This window comes from Burkholderia reimsis, assembly GCF_003294055.1.
Classification (GTDB): domain Bacteria; phylum Pseudomonadota; class Gammaproteobacteria; order Burkholderiales; family Burkholderiaceae; genus Burkholderia; species Burkholderia cepacia.
Window position 1 is genome coordinate 408,887 of sequence record NZ_QMFZ01000001.1, and the last position, 11,982, is coordinate 420,868.

Here is an 11,982-nt window from a genome sequence, read left to right on the forward strand (position 1 = left end):
GCATGGCCACTGTGGAAATGGGGGGCGTCGACACCGGTGCGGCGTCGAGCGCGTCCAAACCGGCGCCGCTCGACGGCATTCGCGTGATCGACGCCGCGACGTTGTTCGCGGGCCCGCTCGCGGCGACGATGCTGGCGGACTACGGCGCCGACGTGATCAAGGTCGAGCATCCGGACGGCGATCCGGCGCGCAAGTACGGCGCACGTCGCGACGACGTGCCGTTGTGGTGGAAGGTGCTCGCGCGCAACAAGCGGGCCGTCACGCTGAATCTCGGCACAGCCGACGGCCAGCGGATCTTCCGCGAGATGGCGGCGCAGGCGGACGTGGTCGTCGAGAATTTCCGGCCCGGCACGCTCGAACGCTGGGGGCTCGGTTACGACGTGCTGTCCGCGATCAACCCGCGGCTCGTGCTCGTGCGGGTGACGGGCTTCGGGCAGTTCGGCCCGTATGCGAGCCGCCCCGGCTTCGGCACGCTGGCCGAGGCGATGAGCGGGCTCGCGTCGGTCACCGGCGAGGCCGACGGGCCGCCGCTGCTGCCGTCGTTCCCGCTCGCCGACACCGTCGCCGGGCTGAACGCCGCGTTCGCGATCATGACGGCGCTGAAGGCGCGCGAGCACACCGGGCGCGGCCAGGTCGTCGATCTGGCGATCATCGAGACGATGCTCGCCGCGATGGGCGCGCAGGTCGCGAGCTACGACCAGACGGGCCGGGTGCCCGAGCGTACCGGCAATCGTTCGCCGAACAATTCGCCGCGCGGGGTGTACCGCACGTCGGACGGCAAGTGGGTCGCGCTGTCGACGTCGGCGCACAGCATCGCGGAGCGCGTGATGCGCCTCGTCGGCCGTGCGGACCTGATCGACGAACCCTGGTTCGCGAACGGCGCCGAGCGCGCGAAGCATGCGGACGAACTGGATGCGGCGGTCGGCGGCTGGATCGGGCAGCGCTCGCGCGACGACGTGATCGCCGAGTTCGAGCGCGCGCAGGCGGCGGTCGCACCGATCTACGACGTCGCCGACGTGCTCCGCGATCCGCAGTACGCGGCGCTCGGCTCGGTCGTGTCGGTGCCCGATGCGGAGCTCGGGGCGTTCCGCACGCACAACGTGCCGTTCCGGCTGTCCGACACGCCCGGCGCGATCCGCTGGGGCGGGCCGGCGCGCGGCACGCACAACGACGAAGTATTCGGCGCATTGGGGCTGGAGCGGCACGAGATCGCCGATTTGACCGAACGGGGCATTGTATGAAAACCAGCGCAACCTACCGCAGTTACCTCTACGTGCCCGCGCACAAGGCGCAGGTGGTGGGCAAGGCGTATGCAAGCGAGGCCGATGCCATCGTGCTCGACCTCGAGGATGCCGTGCCGGCCAGCCACAAGGCCGAAGCGCGCGAGGCGGCCGCCGCGATTCTCGCGGAAGGTCCGCCGAAGCCGACCTACGTGCGGATCAACCCGATCGGCAGCCCGTGGTGTCGCGACGACGTCGACGCGATCGCGCAGCCGGCGCTCCAGGCGCTGCGCCTGCCGAAATGCGACCTGCCGCAGCATATCCAGGAAGTGGCGGGCTGGCTCGACGCGCTCGGCAGCGAGGCGGGCATCCAGATCCTGATCGAGTCGGCGTACGGTGTCGAGACGGCTTACCAGCTCGCGACCGCGTCGCCGCGGCTCGAACGGATCGGGCTCGGCGAGAGCGACCTGCGCGCGGACCTGCAGATCGGCGTCGACAACTTCACGCTCGAGGTGTGCCGCGCGCGCTGCGTCGTGGTGTCCCGCGCGGCGGGGCTCGCCGGGCCGATCCAGACCGTCTATCACACGCTGCCCGATCTCGACGGGCTGAGGGAATCGACGTTGCGCGCCAAGTCGATGGGGTTCCTCGGCCGCTTCGCGATTCATCCGTCGCAGCTCGCGGTGATCAACGAGGTGTTCACGCCGTCGGACGACGAGATCCGCGCGGCCGAGCGAGTGCTCGAGGCGGTCGATGCGGCAGCGGGCAAGGCTTCGGCGTCGTCGGTCTTCGTGCTGCCGGACGGCCGCGTGGTCGCGCCGCCGCTGATCGCCAACGCGCGCGTGACGCTCGCGCTCGCGAACAATCTTCGACTCAGTGGAGCAATGGCATGAGCACACCCGAGACGCTTTCCGCTCCGGCGGCCGGCGCCGATCCGGTCGCACCGGCCCGGCCCGCGCCACCCGACGGCATCGTCGGCGCGCTCGGCCGCTTCGCGGCGGAGGTGCGCGCCGGAGGGCTGGAATACCGGCTGCGCGTCGAGGCCGCCGCGCGCGTGCTCGACGTGGTCGGCAACAGCCTGATCGCGCACGACGAACCGGTCGTGCAGTCGGTGCTGCAGGTCGCACGGCGCTGGGCGGGCACCGGCCCGGCGAGCGTGATCGGCGCGCCCGATCGGCTGCCGGCCGCGAGTGCCGCGCTCGTCAACGGCACGCTCGCGCATGCGATGGACTTCGACGATTCGCACATGCTGTCGGTGCTGCATCCGAGCGCGTCGGTGATTCCGGCCGCGCTCGCCGCCGCGCAGGCGAGCGGCGCGTCGGGCGCGGCGCTGCTCGATGCGATCACGGTCGGCACCGAGGTGTGCATCCGGCTGGGCATCGCCGCCTACAACGAGCGGCTCGGCAATTCGGTGTTTTTCGAGCGCGGCCAGCACGCGACGTCGATCTGCGGCACGGTCGGCGCGGCGGCGGCCGCGGCGATGCTGCTCGGGCTCGACGCCGCGCAGATCGCGGCGGCGCTCGGCATTGCCGCGAGCATGGGCGCGGGCCTGCTCGAAGCGAACCGCACCGGCGGCTCGGTGAAGCGGATCCACTGCGGCTGGGCGGCGCATGCGGGCGTGAGCGCGGCGGAACTGGCGGGCGCGGGCGTCACCGCGCCGCCGACCGCGCTCGAAGGCCGCTTCGGCTTCTTCCACGCATGGTGCGGCGACCTCGCCGACGTCGACGCGGTACTGCGCGACCTGGGCGACGAATGGGAGACGAGCCGGATCATCTTCAAGCCGTATCCGTGCAACCACTTCACGCATCCGGGCATCGACGCGGCGCTGCAACTGAAGGCCCAAGGCGTGACGGCGGACGACGTGGTGTCGGCCGAGCTGCGGGTCGCGACGTCGACACTGCGCACGATCGGCGAGCCGGCCGAGTTGAAGGCGAATCCGCCGAACGGTTATGCGGCGGCGTTCTCGGGGCCGTACACGGTCGCGGCGGCGCTGCTCGGCGGCGGCGGGCTCGGCGTCTGGTTCGACGATTTCGACGATGCGCTCGCGCGGGACCCCGCACGGCGCGCCCTGGCCGCGAAGGTGCGCTGCGTGGCCGATCCGTGGTGCGATGCGCGCTTCCCGCATTTCCTGCCGGCCGTGCTGCGCGTCGAGCTGCGCGACGGGCAAGTGCGCGAGGCGTGGATCGAGTCGAGCAAGGGCACGAATTCGCGGCCGCTGACCGAGCAGGAACTCACCGCGAAATTCGTGCTGGCGGCGAGTTCGGCGCTCGGCATGGAGCGCGCGCTCGCGCTGCGCGACGCGGTACGGTCGCTCGCCGACGATGCGCCGCTCGATGCGCTCGCGGCGCTGACGTCAGGCATTGAAGGAGGACACCGATCTTGAATGCACCCCGCTGGAAAAAGCGGCCGCCCGGCTCGAACTGGGGCGACTTCGGTCCCGACGATCAGAAGGGGCGGCTGAACTGGCTGACGCCGGACAAGGTGCGGCAGGGCGCGGCTGAAGTGCGGGAAGGGCTGTCGTTCTCCCTGAGCCTGCCGCTCGACGTGCCGCGCGGCGGCGGGCTGAACGCGCGGCGGCGGCCACCCGCGATCATGCCGGCGCTGCTCGGCGACAAGCCGTATTTCGGTTATCGCGCGGACGAACAGGTTGCGAACGCAACCGATGTGGTCTGCGACGATTCGTTCTGCATGCACTCGCAGTTCTCGACGCAATGGGACGGCCTGTCGCACGTGGGCGGCGTGTTCGACGCGGACGACGACGGCGTGCCTGAAATCGTGTTCTACAACGGCTTCCGGATGGGCGAGCATCTGCGGGTGCCGCAAGAGGGCGACGCGACGGGCGGCGCGCACGCGCTCGGCATCGAGGTGATGGCGCAAACGGGCGTGCAGGGGCGCGGCGTGCTGATCGACCTGCGGCGTCATTTCGGCGACGCGCGCACGAAGGTCGGCTTCGCGCAACTGATGCAGGTGATGGAGGCGGACCGCGTGCAGGTCGAGCGCGGCGACATCGTCTGCATTCACACCGGCTTTGCGGATCTGCTGCTGAACGACGACGGTGGATCGCCGGCGACGGTCGCGAGCGCGTGCGTGCTGGACAGCGGCGATGCGCGGCTGCTGCAATGGATCGACGAATCGGGGCTGGCCGCGCTCGTGGCCGACAACCATGCGATCGAGGAACGTCCGCAACATGCGCAGCCGCTCGCGCAACCGGGCGCGCTGATGCCGCTTCATGAACTGTGCCTGTTCAAGCTCGGCATTCACCTCGGCGAGCTGTGGCACCTGACGCCGCTCGCGAACTGGCTGCATGCACACGGCCGGAACCGGTTTCTGCTGACCGCGCCGCCGCTGCATATCCGCGGCCTGGTCGGCGCACCGGCGAATCCGGTCGCGACCGTTTGAGCTTGCGGGCGGCCGCCGGGGCGGCGCTCGCCCGCATTTTTTTGCAATGCGACCTTTTTTCAAAAATCGCGAATCAAATGGCCGATTGGCACGGTATCCGGAAGAATCGATGCGAAACGGACCAACTAATTTAAAAAATTAACCAATACCGCTCGATACCTAAAAATATAGATACGTCAAGATTGGACTATTCTTGTGCATTGCACTAAATATCAGGGGATTGCTCCGATTGCGGAATTTCGAAATCGCAATCGGAGGCGGTGTTTAACCTGTTTAGTGGATGGTCGCAAACATGAATCTACGTTCAATCGATCTGAACCTGCTGGTCATACTCGATGCGCTATTGACGGAGAAACAGGTCACCCGGGCCGGCCAGAAGGTCGGCCTCACGCAGCCGGCCGTCAGCAACGCGCTGGCGCGGCTGCGGTTCCTGTTCAAGGACGAGATCCTGGCGCGCACCGCGGTCGGCATGGAGTTGACGCCGCGCGCACAGGCACTGGCGATGCCGATTCGACAGATCATGCAACAAATCGAGGAATTATTTGAATCGGATTATCAATTCAATCCTTTTACGTCCGAGCGCCATTTCACGTTGCGCATGTCGGATCTCACCGAATTGCTTTTGCTGCCGGCTCTGCTGCGCTGCATGCGCTTGACCAGCCCGAATATCGGCATGGACGTCGTGCACATGAGTGCCGCCAAGACCGCCGACGCACTCGAATCGGGGCTGCTCGACCTGGCGATCAGCGCCGGCCTCGAACATTCGGGCGCGCTGTCGTCGCAAATCGTGTTTCATGACCGGATGGTCTGCGTGATGAGCCGCAGCCATCCGGAAGCGGGCATGCCGCTGACGCTCGAACGGTTCCTCGCGCTCGACTTCCTCAACGTGACGATCAATCCGGTCGACCACAGCCTGGTCGACAACCTGCTTGCGAACATGAACTGCACGCGGCGCATCGCGCTCAACGTGCCGCACTGGCTCGTCGTGCCGAACATGCTGGATGCGCTGCCGTATGCGGTGATCATGTCGGAGCGGCATGCGCTGAGCCTCGACGATGCGCGGCTCGTGATCCGCGACCTGCCGCTCGCGATGGAGCCCGTCGCGTGGTCGCTGTACTGGCACCGGCGCTACGACGGCAGCAACGCGCACGCGTGGTTGCGCAGCCGCATCGTCGAGGTCGCGGAAGCGCTCGAACGGCACGGCGTCGCGGCGGAAGCTTAGGGTTCGTTCACGTCGGTCAGCCGACGACGAGCAGCGGCGGCAGCGTCGCGATGTCGGGCTGCTCGTCGAGCCGCCACAGGTAATCGAGCGCCGCGCGGATCTGCGCCGGGCCCCAGTGCCGCCGGCAGTTCTTCGTGAACTTAGCATCGTAGTCGTCGCGCCGCATCGGCCGCGTCGGCGAGCCGGGCAGGTCGTCCACCTGCTTCGTGCAGGTCGACCCGTCTTCGCACACGGCCGTCACCCGGTTCGGCGCGTGTGCGGGATAGCGGGCGGTCAGCGCCGGGTCCTCGCGCACCGTGATCCGCTCGATCAATGCGCGCAGCGCCGGATCGTGCAGCGCGTCGGGCCGGTAGCTCTCGGTCGTGATGTCGCCGTCGAGCATCGCGCGCGCGACGATGTACGGCAGGCTGTGATCGGCGGTCTCGTGCGTCGACGGCGCCCATTTTTCGCGGTCGCGGCCGGCCGTCACATAACCGACTTCGGTCGTGTCGATCTCGATGCGCCGGATGCGGCGCAGGTCGCCGACCTGCGCGGCGACGTCGAGCGCGGCAGGAATCGCGGTTTGCGTGAGCCCTTGCGCGGGATAGAACTTCACGAAGCACTTGCAGATCCGGAACGCGCCGCCGCGCCCGCCGAATTCGCGCGTGTCGACGGCGAACGGCCCGGACACCTGCGGAAAGAATCCCGCCATGCCTTCGAAGATCGGCGCGGGGCCGGTCAGCCCGGCGCGCGCGAGCTGCGTCGAGAACACCGCGTTGCGCGCCGCGTCCGCATCGGCGAGCGCCTTCCAGTTCGACAATTCCTGGACGCGCGTCTGGTTCAGCGCGAGATGGCTGTTGATCGACAGGTTCACCGCCTGCACCAGCTGCGGCGCGGGCATGCGCATCAGCTTGCCCGCGGCGAGCGCGACGGCGGGGAGGCTGTAGCACGTGTGGTCCCAGCCGCGCGGGCTGATCGCGGCGGCGTCCATCAGCCGGCACGCGATCTCGTAGGCGATCGCGATCGACAGGATCAGGTCGCGGCCGTTCGCATGCTGCGCTTCGGCGACCGCGAGGCACGCGGACATGTTGTCGCTCGGATGGCCGGTCTCCTTGCCGGCGTACGCGTCGTTGAAATCGTAGTAGCGCAGTGCGGTGCCGGTCGCGAACGCGGCGAGATCGGGGCTCGTGCGCTGGTTCGTGCCGACGATCGTCGACACGCCGCCCGGCGATGCGAGCGCCGCGTCGCGCGCGATCCGCACCGGACGTTCGTCGTGCGCGGCGATCGCGCAGCCGAGCGCGTCGATCAGGTGCGCCTTGATCGTCTCGATCGTCGCGGCGTCGAGGTCGCGATACTGCAGCCCGGCCGCGTAGTCGGCGAGCTGCTGCGCGAGATCGGGGCGGCCGGGCGCGGCGGCGGCCGGCGGCACGCCCGCGCGGGCGTGGGCGAACGGCAGCGCGAGCGCCGCGCCGGTCAGCGTGGAAAGGAAGTGGCGGCGGTTCATTGTGCGAAGACTCCGAAGGTTCCTGAAACTGGGGAGAGGCGAGGTCAGAACAGCTTGCGCAGGCCGAGTGCCACGCCCGCGCTGCTGGCGCGGTCGCCGGCCAGCGTGTAGTGGAGGAAGTTGTAGTTGTAGTTGTCGAAATCGAGCGCGGCGCGGCGCGCGTAGCCGCCCGCCAGGTACAGCGTGACGGCTTTCGACAGGAAGTAGTTCAGCTGCAGCGTGACCTGCTGCGGGTTGGCCGGGTGCGGCGTGGGTGTCTGCGCGTTCGGCGCATTCTGCGCACGGATGTCCTCGTAATAAAGCGCGCCGACCGCCTGCAGGTAAGGGGTGATCGCGTAGCGCACGCCGGCCCACCAGAACGTGTAGCGCGTCACGACCGACGGCGCGGCGACGCCGCTCTGGCCGTACGTGACGCCGGCCAGCAGCTGCGCACGTCCGACGGACGCGATCGCGGCGGCGGCGTAGCGGCGGAAATGCGCGAAGCCGCCCGGCTGCGGGGTGTTGACGTTGTCGAACGCGGCGGCGAGCGAGAATGCGCCGCCGGCATAGTCGAAGCCGGCGCCATAAGCGGCGTTCGACTGGAACGCGCCGGGCGTGCCGCCGAACGAATAGTGCGTTTCGAGCGTCAGCGGGCCGATCTTCGCCAGGTACTTGGCGACGTTGTTCTCGCGGAAGTTGACGCCGACGATCGCGCCGGCCGGCTCGTACAGCGTCGAGTACGCGCCCGTCGGCGAATAGCGCTCCATCACGTCGAACAGCGTCGTGTACTGGTGGCCGAGCCGCAGTGCGCCCCAGCGCTCGTGCTGCAGCCCGACCCATGCGGAGCGGTCGAAGCCGCCCGCGCCGGTGCCGGTACCGTTGTTCAGGTTGATGCCGCTTTCGAGCCGGAACGCGGCCTGCCAGCCGCCGCCGAGGTCCTCGACGCCCTTCAGGCCCCAGCGCGAGCCGCTCTTGCCGCCCGACGCCATTCGCACGAGCGATGCCGACGACTTGTCGCCGGGCGCGGCCTGATGGGTGAGGAATTCCGTATAGATGTCGGCCACGCCATACAGCGTGATCGTGCTCTGCGCGCAGGCGCCGGCCGATACGAGGCCCAGTCCGCACAGTGCGGACATCCGCTTGCCCATGGTTTGTCTCCTTCCAGGGTTTGTTCTTTGTTTGAGTTCGGCGCCGCGCCGGTCGAGCGGTGCGGCGGTACTGCGGGGCGACGCTATCCGGGCCGGGTGGCGAACGCACGGCATCGTGACGGGACGCGTGCGCGCACCGCGCGACGCGCGCACGGACGCGCGGCGATGAAGGGCGGTGCCCGCATTACCGGGGCACGCCGTCGGCGCGCGCCTGTACCGCCGCGTGACGCGCGAGCACGCGCTTCGCGCGGGCGACGCCGGGCGCGTCGACCATCCGGCCGTCGACGCGCAGCGCGCCGCGCCCGTTCGCGCGTGCGTCGTCGTAGGCGGCCAGCACCGCGTGTGCGTCGCGCACCGCGGCGTCGTCGGGCCGGAACGCACGGTTGAGCGCGCCGACCTGCAGCGGGTGGATGCAGGTCGCGCCTGCATAACCGAGCTCCGCGGACGCGCGCGCGATGCGCTCGAACGCGTCGAGATCGCGCAGTTCGTCGAGGCCGCCGATGAGGCCGAGCGGCAGGATGCCGGCGGCGCGCGCGGCGATGATCAGCAACTGTTTCGGCACGCGCAGCACATCGGCGCTCGCGCCGCTTTCGCAGTTCAGCGCGAAGTCGCCGCCGCCCAGCATCATCGCGACGACGCGCGGCGACGCCTGCGCGATCCGGTCCATTGCCTGGAACGCGCGCGGCGTTTCGACGATCGCGACGATCCGCGTGCGGCCGGGCAGCGCGCCGGCTTCTTCTTCGAGCGCGGCCAGCAGTTCGTCGATCGCCTCGATGTGCGAGCCGCCGCGCACCTTCGGCAGCACGACGCCGTCCACGCCGGCCCGGACGGCCGCGCGCAGGTCGGGCACGAGCTGGTCGAGCGGGCCGTTGGCGCGCACCAGCAGGTCGCGGCCCGGCGCGCGCAGCGCCGGCACGGCGTCGGCCAGCCCGTCGCGGGCGGCCGCCTTGCATGCGGGCGGGACGCTGTCCTCGAGATCGAGGATCAGCGCATCGGCGTCGCTCGCGGCGGCCGATGCGACGAAACGGGGGACGTGCGCGGGGACGTACAGCAGCGAGCGCCAGACGGGTTGTGACGATGAATTCATCTACGGTCTCATAAAATGAAAGTCACTTTCATTTTTGTGGTGGATGACCGCATTCGTCAAGATTATCGTTAACGCCTAGTATCAAGGAACATTGCAGGATGATGACCGAACGAAGCTGTGCGGATTCATGTTGATGTCATCGACGATCTGCGTATAATGAAAGCGACTTTCATTTTTTGATGCCGGCCGCCGTAACGTGGCACCGACCTGACACGAACAGCCCGGCATCGCACGAGGTGGACATGAACAAGGTGGAGACAAGCAGTCCGGCAGAGGGCGGCGTGGCCGCGGTCAACCGCGCGCTGACCGCGCTGCTGGCATTCGGCAACGCGCCCGGCGGGCTGATGCTCGCGCAGGTGAGCGAGGAGACGGGGCTCAACATGAGCACGCTGTTGCGGATGTTCGAGTCGCTCGAGCAGTTCCGCTTCATCAAGCGCCTGCCGGACGGGCGCTATGTGCTGGGGCCCGCCGTGTTCCAGCTCGGGATGATGTATCGCGAGTCGTTCCAGCTGCGCGAGTACGTGATGCCGATCCTGTCGAGACTGTCGGCGGAAACCGGCGAGACGGCCGCGTTCTACGTGCGTGAAGGCGACCAGCGTGTGTGCCTGTTCCGCATCCAGGCGCAGCGCTCGGTGCGCACGCACCTGCGCGAGGGCGACCGCTTCCCGCTCGACGTCGGCGCGGCCGGGCGCGTGCTGCTTGCGTTCAGCGGCACGCGCGGCGGCGACTACGAGAAGACGGCCGAGCAGGGCTACGCGGTATCGATCGCCGAGCGCGATCCGGAAAGCGCGGCGATCGCGTGCCCGGCATTCGGCGTCGGCCGCGTGCTCAGCGGCGCGATCTCGCTCGGCGTGCCGCGTTACCGCTTCAACAAGAAGGTGCTGGCCGACTACCTGCCGCGCGTGCAGGCGGCCGCCGCCGAGCTGACGCATGCGCTCGGCGGCGATCTGCCCGCTGCCGGCGCGGCATTTCGCGCGGCCGACCAGCTCGGCGCGCTGCTCGAGTAGCGCCGCGCGCGGCTGAGCGCGCCTCGAAGGCCGCCTCGAAGTCCGCTTTGCAGTCCGCCTCGCACGACGCATACACCAACCAGGAGACAAGCATGTTCGTTACCGACCCGCAGGCCGCTCACGCGGCCGGCGCGCACCGTCGCGCGTCCACCGGCCCGATTCATCCGAAACCGTTCGACGCCGGCGCGCAGGGGCCGCTTGCGGGCGTGCGCGTCGTCGACCTGTCGCGCCTGATGGCCGGCAACATGCTGAGCGTGCAGCTCGCCGATTTCGGCGCGGACGTCGTGAAGGTCGAGAGCGAGCGCGGCGATACGCTGCGCGCGGTCGGCGCGGGCGGGATCAGCACGAACTGGAAGGTATACGGGCGCAACAAGCGCAGCGTGTGCGTCGACCTGCGCGCGCCCGAGGGCATCGACATCGTCCGCCGGCTGGTGCGCGACGCGGACGTGTTCGTCGAAAGCTTCAAGCCCGGCGTCGCCGAGAAGATGGGGCTCGGCCCGGACGACCTGCTCGCGATCCGTCCCGAGCTGGTGATCGCGCGGATCTCCGGCTGGGGGCAGACCGGGCCGTACCGCCACAAGCCGGGCTTCGGCACGCTCGCGGAAGGCTATGCGGGGTTCGCGGCGATCAACGGCTTCGCCGATCGCGAGCCGGTGCTGCCGCCGATGTTCCTCGGCGACATGACGGCCGGGCTGTCCGGCGCGATCGCCGTGCTGGTCGCGCTGCATGCGCGCGACGCGCACGGCGCGGCGGGGCAGGTGATCGACGTGTCGCTGTTCGAGCCGCTGCTGTCGATCCTCGGCCCGGCCGCCGCGAACTACGTGATGACCGGCAAGATCAAGGAACGCACCGGCAGCCGCTCGTCGAACACCGCGCCGCGCAACGCGTATCGGGCCCGCGACGGCAAATGGCTGTGCCTGTCGAGCTCGACGCAGGCGATGGCCGAGCGGCTGTTCCGCGCGATCGGCCGCGCGGAGCTGATCGACGATCCGCGCTACGCGACCAACGTGCAGCGCGTGCAGCACGCGGAAGCACTCGATGCGATCGTCGGCGAATTCATCGCCGCGCGCGATCTCGCTGACAATCTCGCGTTCTTCGAAGAAGCGGGCGTGACGGTCGGGCCGATCCAGGATATCGCGCAGATCGTTCAGGATCACTACGTGATCGAGCGCGAGGCGCTCGTCGAGCTGCCGGACGACGACGTCGGCAGCCTGCCGATGCACAACATCACGCCGCGCCTGTCGGCCACGCCCGGCACGTTTCGCCGGCCCGCGCCCGCGCTCGGCGAGAACAATCGCGAGATCCTGCTGCCGCTGCTCGGCGAACGCGAATACGAGCGGCTCGCGGGGCTGGGCGTGATCCGCACGCGGTAGGCGCGACGTGCGACGTGCGATGCGGCCGCGAAGGACGGCCGCCGCACCCTGGACATTGCATGGAGGA

10 protein-coding genes are annotated in these 11,982 nt (G+C 69.2%); 7 read left to right on the forward strand and 3 right to left on the reverse strand.

The features are described from left to right. The first annotated feature begins 2 nt into the window (after positions 1-2). The 5 genes from DPV79_RS01760 to DPV79_RS01780 all read left to right on the forward strand — a co-directional run bounded on the left by DPV79_RS01760 (position 3) and on the right by DPV79_RS01780 (position 5,838). The gene (locus DPV79_RS01760) at positions 3-1,241 is read left to right on the forward strand and encodes a CaiB/BaiF CoA transferase family protein (protein ID WP_113044607.1); all 1,239 of its coding nucleotides are present in this window, start codon (positions 3-5) and stop codon (positions 1,239-1,241) included. Further along, entirely contained in the window at positions 1,238-2,110 is an 873-nt protein-coding gene (locus DPV79_RS01765; protein WP_113044608.1) for an HpcH/HpaI aldolase/citrate lyase family protein, read from the forward strand. Before DPV79_RS01760 ends, DPV79_RS01765 begins: the two co-directional genes overlap by 4 nt. Next, complete coding sequence (locus DPV79_RS01770) at positions 2,107-3,600, forward strand: MmgE/PrpD family protein (protein WP_113044609.1); 1,494 nt, start codon at positions 2,107-2,109, stop codon at positions 3,598-3,600. Before DPV79_RS01765 ends, DPV79_RS01770 begins: the two co-directional genes overlap by 4 nt. Further along, on the forward strand, positions 3,597-4,616 hold the full coding sequence (locus DPV79_RS01775) for a cyclase family protein (RefSeq protein WP_059621316.1): 1,020 nt from the start codon (positions 3,597-3,599) through the stop codon (positions 4,614-4,616). The genes DPV79_RS01770 and DPV79_RS01775 overlap by 4 nt, the downstream gene beginning before the upstream one ends. Before the next feature lie 292 nt (positions 4,617-4,908). Next, complete coding sequence (locus tag DPV79_RS01780; RefSeq protein WP_048027736.1) at positions 4,909-5,838, forward strand: LysR family transcriptional regulator; 930 nt, start codon at positions 4,909-4,911, stop codon at positions 5,836-5,838. Between the two features lie 16 nt (positions 5,839-5,854). Here the strand turns inward: DPV79_RS01780 and DPV79_RS01785 are convergent, their stop codons facing one another. From DPV79_RS01785 to DPV79_RS01795, 3 genes are all read right to left on the reverse strand, one after another. Then, positions 5,855-7,321, reverse strand: coding sequence for an MmgE/PrpD family protein (locus DPV79_RS01785; RefSeq protein WP_113044610.1), 1,467 nt, complete (start codon positions 7,319-7,321; stop codon positions 5,855-5,857). Positions 7,322-7,365: 44 nt separating this feature from the next. Beyond that, positions 7,366-8,448, reverse strand: a complete 1,083-nt coding sequence (locus DPV79_RS01790) for a porin (RefSeq protein WP_113044611.1) — start codon at positions 8,446-8,448, stop codon at positions 7,366-7,368. Positions 8,449-8,632: 184 nt separating this feature from the next. After that, positions 8,633-9,535, reverse strand: a complete 903-nt coding sequence (locus DPV79_RS01795) for an HpcH/HpaI aldolase/citrate lyase family protein (RefSeq protein WP_059485604.1) — start codon at positions 9,533-9,535, stop codon at positions 8,633-8,635. 242 nt (positions 9,536-9,777) lie between these two features. Here DPV79_RS01795 and DPV79_RS01800 point away from each other — a divergent pair, with 242 nt between their 5' ends. Further along, positions 9,778-10,542, forward strand: a complete 765-nt coding sequence (locus DPV79_RS01800; RefSeq protein WP_048027293.1) for an IclR family transcriptional regulator — start codon at positions 9,778-9,780, stop codon at positions 10,540-10,542. 92 nt (positions 10,543-10,634) lie between these two features. Then, positions 10,635-11,915, forward strand: coding sequence for a CaiB/BaiF CoA transferase family protein (locus DPV79_RS01805; protein WP_048027291.1), 1,281 nt, complete (start codon positions 10,635-10,637; stop codon positions 11,913-11,915). The last annotated feature ends 67 nt before the right edge of the window (positions 11,916-11,982 follow it).